The 19,498-nt window shown below is 71.4% G+C and carries 17 protein-coding genes; 6 read left to right on the plus strand and 11 right to left on the minus strand.

The genetic code is table 11. The annotated features are described in order from the left end of the window. The first annotated feature begins 8 nt into the window (after positions 1-8). A complete protein-coding gene (locus K7C20_RS23315) occupies positions 9-413 on the plus strand; it encodes a hypothetical protein (protein ID WP_053209434.1) in 405 nt (134 codons plus the stop codon). 598 nt (positions 414-1,011) lie between these two features. Here the strand turns inward: K7C20_RS23315 and K7C20_RS23320 are convergent. The 6 genes from K7C20_RS23320 to deoC form a co-directional block, all read right to left on the minus strand. Next, on the minus strand, positions 1,012-1,782 hold the full coding sequence (locus tag K7C20_RS23320; RefSeq protein ID WP_030087069.1) for a hypothetical protein: 771 nt from the start codon (positions 1,780-1,782) through the stop codon (positions 1,012-1,014). A gap of 31 nt (positions 1,783-1,813) precedes the next feature. Further along, entirely contained in the window at positions 1,814-2,995 is a 1,182-nt protein-coding gene (locus K7C20_RS23325; RefSeq protein WP_030087071.1) for a WXG100 family type VII secretion target, read from the minus strand. Beyond that, complete coding sequence (locus K7C20_RS23330) at positions 2,992-3,321, minus strand: hypothetical protein (protein ID WP_030087073.1); 330 nt, start codon at positions 3,319-3,321, stop codon at positions 2,992-2,994. Before K7C20_RS23330 ends, K7C20_RS23325 begins: the two co-directional genes overlap by 4 nt. 161 nt (positions 3,322-3,482) lie before the next feature. Next, positions 3,483-4,349 carry an aldehyde dehydrogenase family protein gene (locus tag K7C20_RS23335; protein WP_053209432.1) on the minus strand — a complete coding sequence of 289 codons (867 nt, stop codon included), beginning with the start codon at positions 4,347-4,349 and terminating at the stop codon, positions 3,483-3,485. Further along, complete coding sequence (locus K7C20_RS23340) at positions 4,349-5,800, minus strand: aldehyde dehydrogenase family protein (RefSeq protein WP_030087076.1); 1,452 nt, start codon at positions 5,798-5,800, stop codon at positions 4,349-4,351. Before K7C20_RS23340 ends, K7C20_RS23335 begins: the two co-directional genes overlap by 1 nt. Positions 5,801-5,807: 7 nt before the next feature. Further along, on the minus strand, positions 5,808-6,812 hold the full coding sequence (gene deoC, locus K7C20_RS23345) for a deoxyribose-phosphate aldolase (protein WP_030087077.1): 1,005 nt from the start codon (positions 6,810-6,812) through the stop codon (positions 5,808-5,810). A gap of 233 nt (positions 6,813-7,045) precedes the next feature. Here deoC and K7C20_RS23350 point away from each other — a divergent pair, with 233 nt between their 5' ends. Beyond that, positions 7,046-7,669 (plus strand): PH domain-containing protein, encoded by a 624-nt coding sequence (locus K7C20_RS23350; protein ID WP_030087078.1) that lies wholly within the window; start codon positions 7,046-7,048, stop codon positions 7,667-7,669. Between the two features lie 293 nt (positions 7,670-7,962). On the opposite strand, the gene K7C20_RS23355 is transcribed toward K7C20_RS23350, so the two are convergent. From K7C20_RS23355 to K7C20_RS23365, 3 genes are all read right to left on the minus strand, one after another. Next, the gene (locus K7C20_RS23355; RefSeq protein ID WP_053210302.1) at positions 7,963-9,657 is read right to left on the minus strand and encodes a phospho-sugar mutase; all 1,695 of its coding nucleotides are present in this window, start codon (positions 9,655-9,657) and stop codon (positions 7,963-7,965) included. 380 nt (positions 9,658-10,037) lie between these two features. Next, complete coding sequence (locus K7C20_RS23360; RefSeq protein ID WP_053210301.1) at positions 10,038-10,859, minus strand: purine-nucleoside phosphorylase; 822 nt, start codon at positions 10,857-10,859, stop codon at positions 10,038-10,040. 169 nt (positions 10,860-11,028) lie between these two features. Further along, positions 11,029-11,466 (minus strand): gamma-glutamylcyclotransferase, encoded by a 438-nt coding sequence (locus K7C20_RS23365; RefSeq protein ID WP_030087091.1) that lies wholly within the window; start codon positions 11,464-11,466, stop codon positions 11,029-11,031. A 139-nt stretch (positions 11,467-11,605) separates the two neighbouring features. On the opposite strand from K7C20_RS23365, the gene K7C20_RS23370 reads away from it, so the two are divergent. After that, positions 11,606-13,051, plus strand: coding sequence for an NAD(P)H-quinone dehydrogenase (locus K7C20_RS23370; RefSeq protein ID WP_030087093.1), 1,446 nt, complete (start codon positions 11,606-11,608; stop codon positions 13,049-13,051). Positions 13,052-13,353: 302 nt separating this feature from the next. Continuing rightward, positions 13,354-14,337, plus strand: a complete 984-nt coding sequence (locus K7C20_RS23375) for a DeoR/GlpR family DNA-binding transcription regulator (RefSeq protein WP_078953576.1) — start codon at positions 13,354-13,356, stop codon at positions 14,335-14,337. A gap of 108 nt (positions 14,338-14,445) precedes the next feature. Here the strand turns inward: K7C20_RS23375 and K7C20_RS23380 are convergent, their stop codons facing one another. Continuing rightward, positions 14,446-15,087 carry a TetR/AcrR family transcriptional regulator gene (locus tag K7C20_RS23380; RefSeq protein WP_409351319.1) on the minus strand — a complete coding sequence of 214 codons (642 nt, stop codon included), beginning with the start codon at positions 15,085-15,087 and terminating at the stop codon, positions 14,446-14,448. Positions 15,088-15,436: 349 nt separating this feature from the next. Here K7C20_RS23380 and K7C20_RS23385 point away from each other — a divergent pair, with 349 nt between their 5' ends. After that, on the plus strand, positions 15,437-16,621 hold the full coding sequence (locus tag K7C20_RS23385; protein WP_053210300.1) for an alpha/beta hydrolase: 1,185 nt from the start codon (positions 15,437-15,439) through the stop codon (positions 16,619-16,621). A gap of 74 nt (positions 16,622-16,695) precedes the next feature. On the opposite strand, the gene K7C20_RS23390 is transcribed toward K7C20_RS23385, so the two are convergent. Continuing rightward, positions 16,696-18,465 (minus strand): acetyl/propionyl/methylcrotonyl-CoA carboxylase subunit alpha, encoded by a 1,770-nt coding sequence (locus K7C20_RS23390; RefSeq protein WP_030087101.1) that lies wholly within the window; start codon positions 18,463-18,465, stop codon positions 16,696-16,698. Between the two features lie 513 nt (positions 18,466-18,978). On the opposite strand from K7C20_RS23390, the gene K7C20_RS23395 reads away from it, so the two are divergent. Further along, the gene (locus K7C20_RS23395) at positions 18,979-19,443 is read left to right on the plus strand and encodes a hypothetical protein (RefSeq protein ID WP_245171801.1); all 465 of its coding nucleotides are present in this window, start codon (positions 18,979-18,981) and stop codon (positions 19,441-19,443) included. Positions 19,444-19,498 lie beyond the last annotated feature (55 nt).

Raw genomic sequence — 19,498 nt, forward strand, 5'->3', positions numbered from 1 at the left:
GGTGGCACATGCCCTCCCATGCACGTCCCAAGCCCAGCCGTATTCCGCGCACGTTGTTGCGGGCCGGGCTGGTCATCTCCGCGGCCGGTGCCGCGATCGCGGCGGGCGGTGCGGCAACGGCGGCTGCCGCCCCCGCGGCCGCCCCGGAACGCAGCACCGACACCGGTGCAACGGCCTCGGCACTGACCGGCGCCCTCGTGAACTCCCTCGGCGGCGGCCTCGGCCCGGTCAAGAACCTCCAGGTGGACCCCTTGGCCAACACCCCCGTCGACCCGCTGGCCAACGCCGTCAGCACCCAGATCGCCGACTTCAAGCCGGTGGGCACCACGCTGCTGACCGGCGCCCTCTCGAACGGCGGCGCGCTCAAGGACCTGCCGTTGGTGGGGACGCTGACGAGGGTGCTGCCGGGGTGAGGCCGGCGCCGCGGCGGGCGCTGCCCGGCTGAGAACCAGGGGGCCGGGCGCTGTCCCGGCGGCCCTCGGCCGCCGGGACCGGTCGCGCCCGCCGCCCTGCCGCCCGGGGTCAGAGCCCCGGGAAGGCCGTGACCATCGCCTGCATGTCCTCCTGGAACGAACAACACAGCGCAATCGTCGTCGAGGGCGTCCTCGATGTTCTCCTGGGCCTCGTTCAGACCCTCCGCGACATTTCCGGCCACGCGCGTCACCGGGGTGTCGAGCAGCCGGTTGTCGAGCAGGCGGCTCTCGGACGGCCGGCTGGTGGCCGCACCGCCGGACGGCCGACTGGTGGCCGCACCGCCGGACGGTCGGCTGGCGACCGCAACGCCGGACGGCTGCGACGCCTTGTCGAGGATGTCGCTCAGCTTTCCCAAGAGCCCCTTTGCGCGCGGCGGCCGCTTCCTGGGGGCGCGCAGATGGGCGGGGAGGAACGGGAGATTCGGGTACTCGTGGTAGTCCCGGGCCTCCCAGAGCGCCTCGCCAGGGTGGAGGAACTGGCGGCAGGGCGTTGCATGGTCCATCTTCGGCACGCGGTCAGCTTCCTTGGAACATGTGATCAGACGCCTTGGTGGAAGGCGGCGACAACGCCCTCCATATTCTCGCGGTGCAGACTGCCCAGGGCGATCCACGAACCGTCGACGAAGGTGACGTCGAACCGCCCCTTGGTGACGGCCTTCGAATGCGCGGTGACCCGGGCGATGTTCGTACGGGGCACCGCCACCCCGAGATCACACTTCGGGGTGCCGTCCAGCCAGCTCTTGTTGCGGTTCACGAGCACGATCAGCCGGCGGTCGGTCAGCGCCTGAAATCTGGGCTCGTCGCCCGCGTTCGTCAGATCGACCAGGAAACGCCCGGCCATGCTCGACCAGCCGCCCTCCATGGGCTTGCCATACATCATGTGCTCGATGGCGTCGGCCGCGGCGTCCTCGATCGTCTCCTGAACTTCGAACACCGCCTCGCTGAGATCGCGGTCCGGCCGCCTCCCGCCGTTGCCGCCGAAGTCTCCGGCGGCATACGTGGCGACGTTTTCACCCTCTCCGCTGACGGGCCGCGGCGCGCTGTTGTCGGCGGACCCGCTGACGGCCCGCGTCACGGGATTGTTCGCCAGTCGGTTGTTGATCGCCGGGCCCAGCGGCTTCGTCACCTTGCCCAGAGCGTTCCCCAGCGCGCCCCGTACCCGCTGTTCGAGAAGGGACGGGGTGCGCGGGGTGCGCAGCCCGGCAGGGACGAAGGGCAGCGCCGCATTGTGGCAGTAGTCCGAGGCGATGATCAGCCTTTCCCCTGGCTGGAGGAAAGGGGGAAAACAGTCGCGGTAAAACGGCTTCATCCGGTGCCGCTCCTCTCGTCTGGTGTGCGGCTCAGCCGAACGGGTTGTCGGGATCGCGGGGCGCGGTCGTCCGGGCCGCCGCCGGCATGGTGGTCACTCCGGGATTCTCCTCAACGGCCGGTTCGCGGTAGCGGCTGAGTGGGTCCTGGGCGACGGGCTCGTCGGGCAGCGACGCGAACCCCGGGTCCGGGGCGGTGGGCCGTCCGCCGGGCAGTGGGGAGGCCGGCTCCTGGACGTCGCGCGACGGGACGAAGCCCGGCGCGGGCGGCAGATGCACCTCGCTGTGCGCGGGCCGGGGCGAACCGAGGCCGGACAGGGGCGAGCTGTTGTCGCCGGACGAGGAGGACTTGTCGCCGGTCAGGAACTCATCGATCTCCTCGGCCGCGTGATCGACGGCGACTCCCGCCGCGGCGCCCAGGGGAGTGCCGCTGAAACCGAGGCCACCCATCCCGATGGCGGCGCCCGCCTTCAGCGGGGTCTTGATGGCCTTGAGCGCCTTCTTGGCGCCCTGTCCCATCAGGAACGCCTCCCTCTGCGCCGGGTCGCTCATGTGCTTCCAGGTCCAGGGCTTCATCTTCTTGACCTTGGAGAGCTTCGTCAGCTTCTTCGCCCGCTTGAGCAACTTCAGAATGTTGGAGAGGGACTTGAGATTACTGCCGAGCTTGTACACCACTTCGGCGATACGGCTCGTGGCGACGCTGGCCTCGGTCGCGGCCATCGCGGCCTCGCCGGCCCATGAGAGACCCGCGGTCACGACGGTCAGGGCCAGCGCCGCTGCCAGTGTGATCAGGGCCCACTCGATGAGCTCCTGGATGATGGCCTCGACCATCTCCTGGGCGAACTGGGCCTGTTCGGCAGCCCCCTCCAGGACGTCGGCCGTCTTGTCCATGTCATCGGCTTCCGCCTCCATGGCGGTTTCCAGCTCGGCGAGGTAGCCCTGGAGGGCCTCGGCGGCCTCACCGGTCCACTCGTGCGCGAGATCCGAACGGTCGCGCCGCTGGTCGGCCACGACGTTCCGGAGCTCGTCCGCCTTGTCACGCCACAGCTTGGCCGCTGCCTTGAGCGTCTCGGGGTCCCCGGTCACGAACTCCAGCTGGTCTGCGAGCGGTTCGACGAGCGGACGCATGATCTCGTCCACGAGACCGCTCATCCCGCTCATCCAGTCGTTGACCTTGTTGTAGGCGCCGACGGCCGTCGATGCGGGCCCGCTCATCGGTTGCCACCCCCGTGGTGCACGCTGTTCAACGCCTGGACGGTCTCGTCATCGCTGTCCTGGTAGGACTGCGCGGTAGTCGTGACGCCCTCGCTGATCTTCTCCTGCAAGGTGGCGATGTCCTCGAGGGTTTCCAGGGTGTCCTCTTGGCGTTCCTCGTAGTCCTTGCTGATCTCCTCCGATTCCGGAAGCTTGCCGAAGGCTTCGCGGTGCACGGAGTGCGAGGCGAGGCTGCTGCGGATCGCCCGCACCTTCTCGGCCCGCTGGTCGGCGCTCTTGGCGAATGCGTGCAGCGCTTCCTGCGCAGCGCTGAATTGCTCCGGCACGGATCTCCCCCGAAATGTTGTCGTCGTGCGGTCAAGCCAATGGTAGTGAAAGGTTCGGACAGCAGTGCGGGGCCCCGCCATCAGGCGAGGCCCCGCACGGGCATTGGTGACGGCACGTCATAAGACCGCCGTAATAGGCCCAGAGCAGGCCAGGAACAGGCCTAAACGCCCATCGGATGCCACACCGTCTTCGTCTCCAGGAAGCCCAGCAGACGGCCGGTGCCGGGGTCGGCGGCCCAGTTGACCGCCGCCGGGCGGAGCACCCGCTTGAGGTTGTCGGCCGCGGCCTTCTCCAGCTCCGTCGCCAACTCCTCGTCGGCGCCCGCGAGATCGAGGGCGTTGACGTCCTGGTGGGCGGCGAGCGGGGCGCCAAGCTCCGCGGTACGGCCCGAGAGGATGTTGACCACGCCGCCCGGGAGGTCGGACGTGGCGAGCACCTCGGCCAGCGAGAGGGCGGGCAGCGGGGCGCCCTCGGCGGCCGCGACGACCACCGTGTTGCCGGTGACGATCGCCGGGGCGATCACCGAGACCAGGCCGAGGAACGACGAGTCCTGGGGAGCCAGGACCGCGACCACACCGGTCGGCTCGGGGGAGGAGAGGTTGAAGTACGGACCGGCCACCGGGTTGGCGCTGCCCGCGATCTGGGCGACCTTGTCGGACCAGCCCGCGTACCAGACCCAGCGGTCGATCGCCGCGTCCACCTGGGCCGCGGCCTTCGCCTTCGACAGCCCCTCGGCGGCCGCCACCTCCGCGGTGAACTGGTCGCGGCGGCCTTCCAGCATCTCGGCGACGCGGTAGAGGATCTGCCCGCGGTTGTAGGCCGTGGCGCCCGACCAGCCGCCGAACGCCTTACGGGCGGCGACCACCGCGTCGCGGGCGTCCTTGCGGGAGGCCAGCGGCGCGTTGGCGAGCCATGTGCCCTTGGAGTCGGTCACCTCGTACACCCGCCCGCTCTCGGACCGGGGGAACTTGCCCCCGACGTACAGCTTGTAGGTCTTGAGCACACTCAAGCGGTCAACAGTGTTCATCAGCGCTCGCCCTTCGGGCTCGACGGGGCGAGGTACGCCTCCAGACCGTGCCGGCCGCCCTCGCGGCCGTAGCCCGACTCCTTGTAGCCGCCGAACGGCGAGGCCGGGTCGAACTTGTTGAACGTGTTGGACCAGACGATGCCCGCGCGCAGCTTGTTCGCCATCCACAGCATCCGCGAGCCCTTCTCCGTCCAGATGCCGGCGGAGAGACCGTAGGGGGTGTTGTTGGCCTTTTCCACGGCCTCCGCGGGGGTGCGGAAGGTCAGCACGGACAACACCGGGCCGAAGATCTCCTCACGGGCGATGCGGTGCGCCTGGGTGACGCCGGTGAACAGCGTCGGGGCGAACCAGTAGCCGGAGGTGGGGAGCTCGCAGGACGGCGACCAGCGCTCGGCGCCCTCGGCCTCGCCCGCGTCGGCCAGCGCGGTGATACGGGCCAGCTGCTCGGCGGAGTTGATGGCGCCGATGTCGGTGTTCTTGTCGAGCGGGTCGCCCACGCGCAGGGTCTGCATCCGGCGCTTGAGGGCGTCCAGCAGCTCTTCCTGGACCGACTCCTGGACCAGCAGGCGCGAGCCCGCGCAGCAGACATGGCCCTGGTTGAAGAAGATCCCGTTGACGATGCCCTCGACGGCCTGGTCGAGCGGCGCGTCGTCGAAGACGATGTTGGCCGCCTTGCCGCCCAGTTCGAGGGTCACCTTCTTGTCGGTGCCGGCGACCGTACGGGCGATGGCCTTGCCGACCTCGGTGGAGCCGGTGAAGGCCACCTTGTTGATGTCGGGGTGCCCGACCAGCGAGGCGCCCGTGGAGCCGTCGCCGGTGAGGATGTTGACGACGCCCTTCGGCAGGCCCGCCTGGCGGCAGATGTCCGCGAAGAACAGGGCGGACAGCGGGGTCGTCTCGGCGGGCTTGAGGACGACCGTGTTGCCGGTCGCCAGCGCCGGGGCGATCTTCCACGCGAGCATGAGCAGCGGGAAGTTCCAGGGGATGACCTGGCCCGCGACGCCCAGGGGGCGCGGGTCGGAGCCGTACCCCGCGTGGTCGAGCTTGTCGGCCCAGCCCGCGTAGTAGAAGAAGTGCGCGGCGACCAGCGGCAGGTCGGCGTCGCGGGACTCACGGATCGGCTTGCCGTTGTCGAGCGACTCCAGCACGGCCAGCTCGCGCGAGCGCTCCTGGATGATCCGGGCGATCCGGAAGAGATACTTCGCCCGCTCGGCGCCGGGCAGCGCGGACCACTTCTCGAAGGCCTTACGGGCGGCCTTCACGGCACGGTCGACGTCCTCGGCGCTCGCCTGGGCGACCTCGGAGAGGACCTCCTCGGACGACGGGGAGACGGTCTTGAAGACCTTGCCGTCGGAGGCCGGGGCGAACTCGCCGTCGATGAACAGGCCGTAGGACGGCGCGATGTCGACGACCGCGCGGGACTCGGGTGCGGGTGCGTAATCGAAGGTCATGGGAGCCTCAGTCCACCGTGACGTAGTCGGGGCCGGAGTAGCGGCCGGTGCTGAGCTTCTGGCGCTGCATCAGCAGGTCGTTCAGGAGGCTGGAGGCGCCGAAGCGGAACCAGTCGGCGGTCAGCCAGGGCTCGCCGAGGGTCTCGTTGACCATCACCAGGTACTTGATCGCGTCCTTGGTGGTACGGATGCCGCCGGCCGGCTTCACACCGACCTGGACGCCGGTCGTGGCGTGGAAGTCACGGACCGCCTCCAGCATGAGGAGGGTGACCGGCGGCGTGGCGTTGACGGCGACCTTGCCGGTCGAGGTCTTGATGAAGTCGGCGCCCGCGAGCATCGCGAGCCAGGAGACCCGGCGGACGTTGTCGTACGTCTGGAGCTCGCCGGTCTCGAAGATGACCTTCAGATGCGCGGCGCTGCCATCGGGGCGGGCGCACGCCTCCTTGACGGCCTTGATCTCCTCGAAGACGTCCATGTAGCGGCCGGAGAGGAAAGCGCCCCGGTCGATCACCATGTCGATCTCGTCGGCGCCGGCCGTGACCGCGTCACGCGTGTCGGCGAGCTTGACCGGCAGCGCGACCCGGCCCGCCGGGAACGCGGTGGCGACGGAGGCCACGTTGATCTCCGGGCTGCCGGCCTGGGCGAGCGCCTCCTTGGCCGTGGCGACCATGTCCGGGTAGACGCAGATCGCCGCGACCTTGGGGGCGGTGCGGTCCGTGGGATCCGGGTGGGCGCCCTTGGCGCACAGCGCCCGGACCTTGCCCGGGGTGTCCGCGCCTTCGAGGGTCGTCAGGTCGATCATCGAGATGGCGAGATCGATGGCGTACGCCTTCGCCGTCGTCTTGATCGAGCGGGTGCCGAGGGTGGCGGCGCGGGCCTCGAGGCCGACCGCGTCGACGCCGGGGAGGCCGTGGAGGAAGCGGCGCAGCGCACCGTCGTCGGCGGTCACGTCCGCCATTGACGCCAGACGCCCCGCGGCTTCCTTGCCGTATGCGGGAACAGTGATGGGCATGGTCACGAGGGGAGCATATCTACGCGCGTAGCGCCATGTCATCCCCTTCAGCCGTCCGAATCCGGCCGGAACGGAGGGGCGCTGGAGGCCGCCGGAGGCCGCAGGAGGGCCAACTGCCCGGTGGCGGGCGCCGAACGCGACCGTCCCCGGGGCCGGAGGGGCACGGGTCTCCGCTCCCGAATGATGCCGTAACGCAATGTCCGGCATCCGGACGGTCAGGCAGAATCGGCGACATGACGAGCCAGGACCCATCCACCCCGCCCCAGCAGCAGTACGCGGAGCGCAGCTACCGCTCGCCCTCGGCCCTCGCGGGCGGCGTCCTGCTCCTCCTGCTCGGAGGCTGGCTCGGCGGCGACGCGCTGCTCCAGGGCGTCACGCAGACCAAGCTGATGGCGGTGTTCGCGCTGCTCCTCGGGGTGCCCCTGGTGATCGCCTACACCCTGCGGCCGCTGGTCAGGGCGGGCGAGGACCGGCTGACGGTGCGCAATCCGTTCCGTACGATCACGCTGCCGTGGGGCGCCGTGGAGACGCTGCGGGCGGCGTTCTCCACCGAGGCCGTCACCGCCGCCGGCACCTACCAGCTGTGGGCCATCCCCGTGTCGCTGCGGCAGCGCAAGAAGGCCAGCCGGCAGGCGCGCCGCGGCGCCACCTCCGGGCCCCGCTTCGGCCCGCAGGTGGAGCCCGGCCCGGCACCGCGCGCCGTGGCCGACCAGGCCCTCGAAGAGCTCCGCGAGCTCAAGGAGCGCGCCGCGGACCGCGAGAGCGCCCAGGGCGAGCCGGTGGTGCGCTGGGCGTACGCGATCGTCGCGCCGGTCGTGGTGGGTGCGGTCGGGCTGGCCGTGATGGTGGCGCTGTAGACGGTGTGCCGCGCCGCCGGGGCGCCACCCGTACGGGAAGCGGGCCGCCCCCGGGTTGTTTCCCCGCCGCCCCCTGGGTGTTGTTGTTTCCCCGCCGCCCACCCCGGTGTTGTTGTTTCCCCGCCGCCCACCCCCCTTCGGGGGGTGGGCGGGTGTAGTGCGTCGGGTTCGGGGGGCGGGTGTAGTGCGTCGGGTCGGCGTGAGCAGTACGTCGGGCCGACGCGTGCAGTACGTGCGGCCGACGCGTGCAATACGTCCGGCCGCCGTTCAGCCGCCCGTCAGCCGTCAGCCGGTCAGATCCCCGCTGCCGCCGACAGATCCCGCTTGATCGACGCCAGCGTCGCGGCGGCCTTCGTCCGGGCCTCGGGGAGCGCCTCGGGTGCGGCCACCGGGACCACGACCTCCAGGTAGCACTTGAGCTTGGGCTCGGTGCCGCTGGGCCGGACCACCACGCGGGCGGCCTCGATCCCGGCCTCCGGCGAACCGGACAGGTAGTAGCGCAGCCCGTCGGTCGGCGGCAGCGTCTCCGTACCCCGGTTCAGATCGTCGGCCCGGGTCACGGGCAGACCCGCCAGCGCGGCCGGCGGCTGCGCGCGCAGAGCGCGCATGGCGTCCGCGATCAGCGACAGGTCCTCCACGCGGACCGAGAGCTGATCGGTGGCGTGCAGCCCGAACTCCACCGCGAGGTCGTCGAGCAGGTCGGTGAGGGTGCGCCCGTCCTGCTTGAGCTCCGCGGCCAGCTCGGTGATCAGCAGCGCCGCGGTGATGCCGTCCTTGTCGCGGACGCCCTCCGGATCGACGCAGTAGCCGAGCGCCTCCTCGAACGCGTACCGCAGGCCGTCCACCCGCGCCAGCCACTTGAAGCCGGTCAGCGTCTCCTCGTACGGGAGCGAGGAGGCGGCCGCGATACGGGACATCAGCTGGGAGGAGACGATGGTCGTCGCGAACGTGCCGGTGGCGCGCTTGCTGACCAGATGGGCCGCGAGCAGTGCGCCGACCTCGTCGCCGCGCAGCATCCGCCAGCCGCCCGGCGTGCCGGGGTCGGGGACGGCGACGGCGCAGCGGTCCGCGTCGGGGTCGTTGGCGATGACGATGTCGACGCCGGAAGCGGCCCGTTCGCGGGCGGTGGCGAACGCGAGATCCATCGCGCCCGGCTCTTCCGGGTTGGGGAAGGCGACCGTCGGGAAGTCAGGGTCCGGCTCGGCCTGTTCCGCGACGACTGTCGGGGCCGGGAACCCGGCCCGCGCGAAGGCGGCGACGAGGGTGTCCCGGCCGACGCCGTGCATCGGCGTGTAGACGACCTTCGTGTCGCGGGGGGAGCCGGGGGTCAGCACCGCGTCCGTACGTGCCAGATAGGTGTCCAGGACCGTCTCGTCGAGGGTTTCCCAGCCGGCCTCGGGGCGCGGTACGCCGGCCAGCGGGCCGACCGCGGCGATCTCGGCGGCGATCTCGCCGTCGGCGGGCGGCACGATCTGCGAGCCATCGCCCAGATAGACCTTGTAACCGTTGTCGCGCGGCGGGTTGTGGCTGGCGGTGACCTCGACGCCGGCCACCGCGCCCAGATGCCTTATCGCGAAGGCCAGGACGGGGGTGGGCAGCGGGCGCGGCAGCACTGCGGCGCGCAGGCCCGCGCCGACCATCACGGCCGCCGTGTCGCGGGCGAAGTCGGCGCTCTTGTGGCGGGCGTCGTAGCCGACGACGACCAGGCCGGCACCGTCGCCCTGCGCCTTGAGGTACGCGGCGAGACCGGCCGCCGCCCGGATGACCACGGACCGGTTCATCCGCATCGGACCCGCGCCCAGCTCACCGCGCAGCCCGGCGGTGCCGAACTGGAGGGTGCCGGCGAACCGGGCGGCCAGCTCCGCGGCGACCTCGCCGTCGTCGGCGGCTTCGATGAGCTTGGACAGCTCGTCCCGGGTCTCCGGGTCGGGGTCCTCGGCCAGCCATGCCCTGGCCTGGTTGATCAGCTCCGCGGGATCGGTAGCCACGTGATGCTCCTGACGGTGGATGCGGGTGGGGGCGCGCTGATGACAGCTGCGGGGGAGGGCCCCTCTCGGCTCGTCACGCCTACCCATTACGCGGGTGAGGGGAGCCGCAGAACCGGCCAATGCCACTGGATGGCAGCGCGCGGGGGACGGCGGTGTCGCGCGCGGCGAGGGCGGCCGGCGGCCGGGCGGCGGGGCCGCTGCGGTGGTGACGGCGGCGGGGCGGCCCGGCGGGTGTCGCACACCCGCCGTGGCCGTCCTCCGTCTCCGTCGTCGTGCGGTGCTCGGCGCCGTGACGCCGTGACGCAACGTCGTGACGCCTGACTCCATGACGTCGCGGCGTGTGACCCCGTGACGTCATGGCGCCTGACGCCGTGACGGCCTCAGAGCTTGCCGAGCACCTGGGCGAGCAGGCTGCCCATCCGGGTCGCGGAGTCGCGGCCGGCCTGGAGCACCTCTTCGTGGTTGAGCGGCTCGCCCGTCATGCCGGCGGCGAGGTTCGTCACCAGGGACAGACCGAGCACCTCGGCGCCGGCCTCGCGCGCCGCGATGGCCTCCAGGACCGTGGACATACCGACCAGGTCGGCGCCCAGCGTCCGGATCATCTTGATCTCGGCCGGGGTCTCGTAGTGCGGGCCGGGGAACTGGGCGTAGACGCCCTCCTCCAGGCTCGGGTCGACCTCCTTGCACAGCGCGCGCAGCCGCGGCGAGTACAGGTCCGTCAGGTCGACGAAGTTCGCGCCGGCGATCGGGGAGGTGGCGGTCAGGTTGAGGTGGTCGCTGATGAGGACCGGCTGGCCGGGGCGCATGCCCTCGCGCAGACCGCCGCACCCGTTGGTGAGCACGATGGTCTTGCAGCCGGCCGCCACGGCGGTACGGACGCCGTGCGCGACCGCGGCGACACCACGGCCCTCGTAGTAGTGCGTACGGCCCAGGAAGACCAGGGCCCGCTTCTCGCCGACCCGGTACGAGCGGATCGTGCCGCCGTGTCCGGCGACGGCCGGCGGCGGGAAGCCGGGCAGCTCGGTGACGGGGAATTCGTGCTCGGGCGCGCCCAGGGCCTCGGCGGCCGGTGCCCAGCCGGAGCCCATCACCAGGGCGACGTCATGGGTCTCGGCGCCGGTCAGCTCGCGCAGACGGGCGGCGGCGTCGGCGGCGGCACCCTGCGGGTCGCGCGCGATGTCCGGGGTAACAGATGCGTTCACGCGGACGAGGGTAGCCGGTAATCCCCTACGCGCGTAGATGTCGCTGCTCACGGTCCTGGGATCGTTGTCTTGTGGCTTCTGACGAAAGTGTCGTCCCGGGCGCGTCGCGGCACCCGTACGGCGGACCCGTACGGCGGTGTGCCCGCCGCGGCCGCCCGCCCGCCGCCCTTCAGCAGGGCCGCTTGCGCAGCTCCATCACATAGTCGTGCGGTGCGCCCGCCGATTCCGCGGCGTCCGCGATCTCGCCCAGGTAGCGGGCCGACGGCAGGCCGCCCTCGTAGCCGTTGAGGACATAGATCCACGCCGTCTCGTCGCCGTCGAGGGTGTGCACCCGTACCCGCATCCGGCGGTATATCTCCAGGCCGACGCCCTCCCAGCGGTCCATGGACTCCTCGTCCATGGGCGCGATGTCGTAGAGCGCGACGAAGAGCTGGGAGGCCGGGTCCTCCACGACCGTCGCCAGGGCGCCTTCCCAGCCCATCTGCTCGCCGCCGAAGGTGAGCCGCCAGCCGTCCAGCCAGCCGGTGCCGCGCAGCGGCGAGTGCGGTGCGCGGCGGGACATCAGCCGCGCGTCGAGGTTGCCGGCGTACGCGGCGTAGAGCGACATGGTTCCGAGGGTACGGGAGGTTGCCCGTCGGGCTCGTGGTACCCGAGGTCCGGACAAGAGGCCTGGCAGGGCGCACCCGGTTGCCCGCAAGGGGCGCAGACCGCCCCCGGGCGAGAGGGACGTACGGGCGTGCGGGAGAATGGAGTACGTGACTCGGATCGTGATCATCGGTGGCGGACCCGGCGGATACGAAGCGGCCCTGGTGGCCGCCTCTCTCGGCGCGGAGGTGACCGTCGTCGACTGCGACGGTCTGGGCGGGGCGTCGGTGCTCACCGACTGCGTGCCGTCGAAGACTCTTATCGCCACGGCCGAGGTGATGACCACCTTCGATTCGTCGTACGAAGAGCTCGGCATCATCGTCGAGGACGACACGCCGTACCAGGACCGGCCCGCCCGGGTGGTGGGCGTCGACCTGGGCAAGGTCAACCGACGGGTCAAGCGTCTCGCGCTCGCCCAGTCGCATGACATCACCGCGTCCGTGACCCGCGCCGGCGGCCGGGTCATGCGCGGCCGCGGCCGGCTGGAGCCGGGCCAGGCGCCGGACGGCTCCCGCAAGGTGACGGTCACCGCCGCCGACGGCACCACCGAGGGCCTGATCGCGGACGCGGTGCTGATCGCCACCGGCGCGCACCCCCGCGAGATCCCGGACGCGCTCCCCGACGGCGAGCGGATCCTGAACTGGACGCAGGTCTACGACCTCGACGAGCTGCCCGAAGAGCTGATCGTGGTCGGTTCCGGTGTCACCGGTGCCGAGTTCGCCGGTGCCTACCAGGCGCTCGGCTCCCGCGTCACCCTCGTCTCCTCCCGTGACCGGGTGCTGCCGGGCGAGGACCCGGACGCCGCCGCCGTCCTGGAGGACGTCTTCCGCCGCCGCGGCATGAACGTCATGGCGCGCTCCCGGGCCCAGTCCGCCAAACGGGTCGGCGACCGCGTCGAGGTCACCCTGGCCGACGGCCGCACGATCTCCGGCACGCACTGTCTGATGGCCGTCGGCTCCATCCCCAACACCGAGGGGATCGGCCTGGAAGCGGCCGGCGTCAAGCTCAAGGACTCCGGCCACATCTGGACCGACAAGGTCTCCCGCACCTCCGCCCAGGGCGTCTACGCGGCCGGCGACTGCACCGGCGTGTTCGCGCTGGCGTCCGTCGCCGCGATGCAGGGCCGGATCGCGATGTACCACTTCCTCGGCGACGCGGTCACGCCGCTGAACCTCAAGACGGTCTCCGCGAACGTCTTCACCGACCCGGAGATCGCCACCGTCGGCTACTCCCAGGCCGACGTCGACAGCGGAAAGATCGACGCCCTGGTCGTGAAGCTCCCGCTGCTGCGCAACCCGCGCGCCAAGATGCAGGGCATCCGCGACGGCTTCGTGAAGCTGCTCTGCCGCCCCGGTACGGGCATCGTCGTCGGCGGTGTGGTCGTCTCCCCGCGCGCCAGTGAGCTGATCCACCCCATCTCGATCGCGGTCGACAACAATCTGACCGTCGAGCAGATGGCCAATACGTTCACGGTCTACCCGTCGCTGTCCGGCTCGATCGCCGAGGTCGCCCGCCAGCTGCACATCCGCAAGACGGCCGGCGAGTAGTCGGCAATGGGGCGATAAACGCACGGCAGCGGTCGGCCGATTGAAATCTTTGTGCCAGCGGTGAGCACTTGGGATGAAACGTCCCTGCATCCGCAGGGGGCCGGTCCGCCGTGCCGGGCCGCCGCCGTACGGGCCGTGCAGGGCGGCTGACCAGCGGGCAAGCGGGTCGCGCCGCCCGGCAGTTCGACATCCGCACGACATATGCACACCGCATACCACGTCACGCTCCGCGGTGCGTAGAACTTCCGTTAATTGGTGCAACCTGCTGAAAACAGACGGTCGTTGGCGTTACTGTCAGTTTCGTGTTCGCTGCAGAACGTCGCCAATTGATCCTTGAAATGGTGCGCGCCAATGGAGCCGTATCGCTCCGGGAGCTCGCCCGCGTCGTCCAGACCTCCGAAGTAACCGTACGGCGGGACGTGCGGGCGCTGGAGGCAGAAGGGCTGCTCGACCGCCGGCACGGCGGTGCGGTCCTGCCGGGAGGCTTTACTCGCGAATCCGGATTCCCACAGAAATCCCATCTAGCGACCGCGGAGAAAACGGCCATTGCCGATCTCGCGGCCGGCTTCGTCGAAGAGGGCGAGGCCATTGTCGTCGGCGCGGGAACGACCACCCAGGAGCTGGCCCGCCGGCTCGCCCGGGTCCCCGGCCTGACCGTCGTCACCAACTCGCTGCTGGTCGCCCAGGCGTTGGCCCATGCCAACCGCGTCGAGGTCGTGATGACCGGCGGCACCCTGCGCGGCTCCAACTATGCGCTCGTCGGCAGCGGTGCCGAACAGTCCCTCCAGGGCCTGCGGGTCTCCCGCGCCTTCCTGTCGGGCAGCGGACTGACCGCAGAGCGCGGTCTGTCCACCTCCAACATGCTCTCCGCCAGCGTCGACCGGGCGCTGGTGCAGGCGGCGGGGGAGGTGGTGGTGCTCGCCGACCACACCAAGCTCGGGTCCGACACGATGTTCCAGACCGTGCCGACGGATGTGATCACACGTCTCGTCACGGACGAGCCGCCGGGCCATGACGACCGCGCCGCCACGGAACTCCAGGCGCTGGCCGACCAGGGTGTGCAGATCGCCGTCGCCGGCGGTCCGGGCGCGGGCCGCGGTCCGGGACAGCCGGGGATGGACGCCGCCGGAGACCGCAGAGGCCCGCGCCGGGATGTCCCGCTGCCGGGCCAGCGGCGCAACCACGCGCCGGGCGGCGGGGGCGGCGGACCACAGCTCCGCTCGGCCACTCCACTGTCCGAGGCCTCGGGCGGCCGGGTCGCCGACCTGGCCCCACGACGGCGCTGAGCGCAGGAGCCGGAGGCGCGCCGAACGGGCGCGCCGCCCCGGCGACGGTGCCCGGACCACGGTTTCCGGCGGCGCTCCGCGGCGTCAGGAAGCTCCGCCGGGCATCGCTCAGTGGTGCCGCTCGCCCTTCAGCCCGCTCAGGGTGAGCGTCAGCAGCCGGTCGGCGAGCCGGGGGTCGTCCGGGGATTCCTCGGCGGCCAGTGCGATGCCGTTGGTCAGCTGCATCAGGTCGCCGATGCTCACATCGGGGCGTACGGCTCCGGCCTGCTGGGCACGGGTCAGCAGTGCGCCACCGGCCTCCCGCATCGGCACGCTGCACCGCGCCATCCCCGAGCTGTCGTCCGCCGACGCCGTCATCAGCGCGCGCGACAGCCCGCGGTAGGTGCTGGCGTGGGTGATGATCGCGCGCAGCCACTCCACCAGCGCGGCGCACGGCTGCGGCGCGTCGGCGAGCTCCCTGGCATGCGCCAGCAGGGCGTCCACCTCGCCCTGGAAGACCGCGCCCATCAGGGCGGTCCGGTTGGGGAAGTGCCGGTAGAGCGTCCCGATGCCGACGCCGGCGCGGCGCGCGATGTCCTCCAGCGAGGTGTCCGTGCCGTGCTCGGTGAAGGCCGTACGGGCCTCCGTGAGCAGCCGTTCGTAGTTGCGGCGCGCATCGGCCCGCATGGGCCGCACGTCATGCGACCGCACCGGTGCATCCGCCACCGGACCCTGCGCCGTCTGCCGCTGCCCTGCCGTCTCGGTCGCCATCGCCGTCCTCCCTCGACCCGGCCGGTTGCGGCCCGGTGGCTCCAGGATGCCATTGCGCCATCGGGGGGTGCCCCGGTGCCGTGTGCACGAGGTACCGCGGCGGCGATCCGTACGCCCCCGAGCCGCCCGGACCGCCCGCCCGGTGGCCGTCCGGCGGACTGGGCGTGAAGCCCCGGCGTCCCCCAGTGGTCGTGCGGTCGAACACCTCGGCAAGGCCGCAACGTCGCGTCGTGAGGAGCCATCAAACCAGGCGCAATGAGGTCTTCCGGAGGCTTTCGGAGGCCTGGGAATCCGCCGTGCGGGGCCGCCGGGGGAGCGGGGTGCGGCGCGGAACATCTGGGGAAGAGTCATGGGACTGACCAGCCGATCGCTGTTCTATGCCGTGGCCGCGGTCGCCGTGGTCTGCGTGGGGCTCACGCTCTGGCTGTGGCCGCGGTTCGCCGGGCGCGGGCCGCGGGCGCTGCTGGGGCGGCTCGGCTCGATCGCGGCGACCCAGCTGACCATCGTGGCGGCGCTCGGCCTTGCGGTGAACGCCAACTTCCAGTTCTACGCGTCCTGGCACGAGCTGCTCGGGCTGTACGACGACGCGCCGGCCGCCGTCGGCAAATGGGGCGACGGGGGCACGGCCGGGCCCGTCGGTGACCCGTCGAAGGGGCTGGTGCAGCCCTCGGCGGCGGACGGCCTGGACAAGGTGCACGGTCTGCCGAAGGGCGATCCGGCGCTGGCGGGCAAGGTCGAGTCCGTACGGATCGTCGGCAAGCGGACCCGGGCCGTGGACCCGGCGTACGTCTATCTGCCGCCGCAGTACTTCCAGCCCCAGTACGCCCGCCAGCGGTTCCCCGTCGTCGTCGCGCTCAGCGGCTACCCGGGCGGGACCTTCCTGCTGGGCCAGCATCTGCGGGTGCCGCAGACCGCCGGCCGGCTGATCCGGGAGGGCAAGATGCAGCCGACCGTGATCGTGATGCTGCGGCCCACCATCGCGCCGCCGCGCGACACCCAGTGCGTCGACGTGCCGGGCGGCCCGCAGGCCGAGACGTTCTTCGCCCGCGATGTGCCGGACGCGCTCAGGTCCCGCTACCGCGTCGGCCACGACCCCGGCGGCTGGGGCGTCCTGGGCTACTCCTCGGGCGGCAGCTGCGCCCTCCAGCTCGCCATGCGGCACGACCGTACGTACACCTCGGCGGCCGCCCTCTCGCCCGACTACAAGGTCAGCAACGACCCCACGACCGGCAATCTCTTCGGCGACGGGCGCGACCGGGTCCGCCGACGCCAGGAACACGACCTGATGTGGCGGCTGCGGCATCTGCCCGCTCCGCAGGTGAACGTCCTGGTGGGCACGAGCCGTACCGGCGAGAAGAACTACCCGGCGGCCCGCGCCTTCCTCGCCGCCGTCAAGCCGCCGATGAAGGCGGAATCGATCGTTCTCGCCCATGGCAGCCACAACTTCGCCACCTGGCGGCGCGAACTGCCCGCCGCGCTGGAGTGGATGAGCCGGTCGCTGAGCTTTCCGGAGGACGTGGTGGGCAACTCGTAGCCGGGCGGGAACGGACGCGAGGGGCCCCCGGCCGGTGCCGGGGGCCCCTCGTGCGTATACGGGATGCCGTCGGGTCAGTCCTTGATCTCGCAGATCACGGCGCCGGACGTGAGCGCGGCGCCGACCTCGGCGGTCAGGCCCTTGATGGTGCCGGAGCGGTGCGCGTTGAGCGGCTGCTCCATCTTCATGGCCTCCAGGACGACGACCAGCTCGCCCTCGGTGACCTGCTGGCCCTCCTCGACGGCCACCTTGACGATGGTGCCCTGCATCGGGGAGGCGAGTGCGTCGCCGGAGGCGGCGCCGCCGGACTTCTTGGCGGCCTTGCGCTTGGGCTTGGCGCCACCGGCGACCGCGGCCCGGGCCAGCGGCATGCCCAGCGAGGACGGCAGCGAGACCTCCAGGCGCTTGCCGCCGACCTCGACGACGACCGTCTCGCGGGTGTCGGCCTCGGCCTCGTCCGCGCCGGGGGCGGCGAACGGGGGGATCTCGTTGACGAACTCGGTCTCGATCCAGCGGGTGTGGACCGTGAACGGGTCGGTGGAGCCGGTGAGTTCGGGGGCGAACGCCGGGTCCTGGACGACCGTGCGGTGGAAGGGGATGGCGGTGGCCATGCCCTCGACGGTGAACTCCGCCAGCGCACGGGCGGCGCGCTGAAGGGCCTGCTCGCGGCTGGCGCCGGTGACGATCAGCTTGGCGAGGAGGGAGTCCCAGGCGGGGCCGATGACCGAACCGGACTCGACGCCCGCGTCCAGGCGCACGCCCGGACCGGACGGGCCGGCGAAGGTGGTGACCGTGCCGGGGGCCGGGAGGAAGTTGCGGCCCGGGTCCTCGCCGTTGATGCGGAACTCGAACGAGTGGCCGCGGACCGCCGGGTCGTCGTAGCCGAGCTTCTCGCCGTCGGCGATCCGGAACATCTCGCGGACCAGGTCGAGGCCGGTGACCTCTTCGGTGACCGGGTGCTCGACCTGGAGGCGGGTGTTGACCTCCAGGAACGAGATGGTGCCGTCCTGGCCGACGAGGAATTCGCAGGTGCCGGCGCCCTCGTAGGCGGCCTCCTTGAGGATGGCCTTGGAGGCGCGGTACAGCTCGGCGTTCTGCTCCTTGGTCAGGAACGGGGCCGGGGCCTCCTCCACCAGCTTCTGGTGGCGGCGCTGGAGCGAGCAGTCACGGGTCGAGACGACGACCACGTTGCCGTGCTTGTCGGCCAGGCACTGGGTCTCGACGTGCCGCGGTCGGTCCAGGTAGCGCTCGACGAAGCACTCGCCGCGGCCGAACGCGGCGACCGCCTCACGCACCGCGGAGTCATACAGCTCCGGGACCTCTTCGAGCGTCCGGGCCACCTTCAGACCGCGGCCGCCGCCACCGAAGGCCGCCTTGATCGCGATCGGCAGACCGTGCTCCTTGGCGAAGGCCACGACCTCGTCCGAGCCGGAGACCGGGTCGGGCGTGCCGGCGACCAGCGGCGCACCGGCACGCTGGGCGATGTGCCTGGCGGCGACCTTGTCGCCGAGGTCACGGATGGCCTGCGGGGGCGGCCCGATCCACGTCAGCCCCGCGTCCAGGACGGCCTGCGCGAACTCGGCGTTCTCCGACAGGAAGCCGTATCCCGGGTGGATGGCGTCCGCGCCCGAATCGGCGGCGGCCGCCAGGACCTTGGCGATGTCCAGGTAACTGGTGGCAGGAGTGTCACCGCCCAAGGCGTACGCCTCGTCTGCCGCGCGTACGTGCAGTGCGTCCCGGTCGGGGTCGGCGTAGACGGCTACGCTTCCGATCCCCGCGTCCCGGCATGCACGGGCAACGCGTACAGCGATTTCGCCACGGTTGGCGATGAGCACCTTGCGCACGATGGGTCCTTCCTTGGCGCTTCGCCGTAACAAATGGATGCGGCGATTTTAGGGACTGGCGACACCGCGTGCCGACCCGTTCCCTGGGGTGAGCTTGCCCACACGGAGTGTGCTCGGGGCGCCAGTGAGGAACCTAAGTCCCCTGGTATCCCAGGGTAGGCCCGGATTCCTGGGCTCCTGCTCGAGTCCCGGTGTGGCCTAGGTCTCCAACTTTGGACGTCCAGCGGATCGTCAATTCTTTGTGGAGTCCCTACGAATGGGCGAAGGAAACTTTGCGGGCGACTCCGTCCGTGGGCGTGCCGCCGGACCTCTCGCGCGCAGTCGGCCGCAGCCGCCCGTGCGCAACCCTTGCCCAGCTTTTACCTTCCGCCAAGGTCTTCCCGAGCAGGGGGGACCCCCATGTAGCGTGCGCGATGTCCTGTACCCCGCGGTAACAGGGGCACCAGCGGCATCAGGCGTCCGCAAGGGCGCATCGGGCTCGGCAAACGGCGGAAGTGGGTGGACGGGGTGGTGGTGGCACGACGGCCGGTGGCCTTGGCCGCGGCGGTGGTACTGGTCCTCGAAGCGTTCGGGATCGTGCTGCTCAACTGGATTCTGAGCATCGTCGTGGACAGGCAGCAGATGTCCCTGGCCGGGCTTCAGCCCCGCGCGATGTCCACCGGCTCGTGGATCGGCGGCATCCTCTTCGGGCTCTATCTGCTGTTCTGTGCCGGTGTCCTGATACGCACCGCCCTGCGCGACCGCGCCCCCGGCGGCTTCACCCGTATCGCCCTCATCAGCTGCGCGGTGGTGCACGGCGTGCTCGGCGCCTTCGCCGTCGGCCTGGTCGGCTGGGTCGCCTTCCTCGCGATGACGGTCGTGCTGGCGCTGCTGGTGCTGACCCTGGTGGCGTACGGGGAGGGCCTTACGGGGGACGGGCGGGGAAACGCGGAAAACACCCCGAACGGCGCACCGCCCGCGGCTCCCACGTCCGCCTGACCCCGTCCCGCGCGGCGGCCGGGTCCGAACTCCCCGCTCCCCGGGCCGGATCGAT

The organism is Streptomyces decoyicus (assembly GCF_019880305.1).
GTDB lineage: Bacteria > Actinomycetota > Actinomycetes > Streptomycetales > Streptomycetaceae > Streptomyces > Streptomyces decoyicus.

Bases quoted from the DNA above. Each gene is read 5' to 3' on its own strand.
- K7C20_RS23315 (WP_053209434.1), top strand. From the start codon at position 9: ATGCCCTCCCATGCACGTCCCAAGCCCAGCCGTATTCCGCGCACGTTG.
- K7C20_RS23320 (WP_030087069.1), bottom strand. From the start codon at position 1,782: ATGAAGCCGTTTTACCGCGACTGTTTTCCCCCTTTCCTCCAGCCAGGG.
- K7C20_RS23325 (WP_030087071.1), bottom strand. From the start codon at position 2,995: ATGAGCGGGCCCGCATCGACGGCCGTCGGCGCCTACAACAAGGTCAAC.
- K7C20_RS23335 (WP_053209432.1), bottom strand. From the start codon at position 4,349: ATGAACACTGTTGACCGCTTGAGTGTGCTCAAGACCTACAAGCTGTAC.
- K7C20_RS23340 (WP_030087076.1), bottom strand. From the start codon at position 5,800: ATGACCTTCGATTACGCACCCGCACCCGAGTCCCGCGCGGTCGTCGAC.
- deoC (WP_030087077.1), bottom strand. From the start codon at position 6,812: ATGCCCATCACTGTTCCCGCATACGGCAAGGAAGCCGCGGGGCGTCTG.
- K7C20_RS23350 (WP_030087078.1), top strand. From the start codon at position 7,046: ATGACGAGCCAGGACCCATCCACCCCGCCCCAGCAGCAGTACGCGGAG.
- K7C20_RS23365 (WP_030087091.1), bottom strand. From the start codon at position 11,466: ATGTCGCTCTACGCCGCGTACGCCGGCAACCTCGACGCGCGGCTGATG.
- K7C20_RS23370 (WP_030087093.1), top strand. From the start codon at position 11,606: ATGGAGTACGTGACTCGGATCGTGATCATCGGTGGCGGACCCGGCGGA.
- K7C20_RS23380 (WP_409351319.1), bottom strand. From the start codon at position 15,087: ATGGCGACCGAGACGGCAGGGCAGCGGCAGACGGCGCAGGGTCCGGTG.
- K7C20_RS23385 (WP_053210300.1), top strand. From the start codon at position 15,437: ATGGGACTGACCAGCCGATCGCTGTTCTATGCCGTGGCCGCGGTCGCC.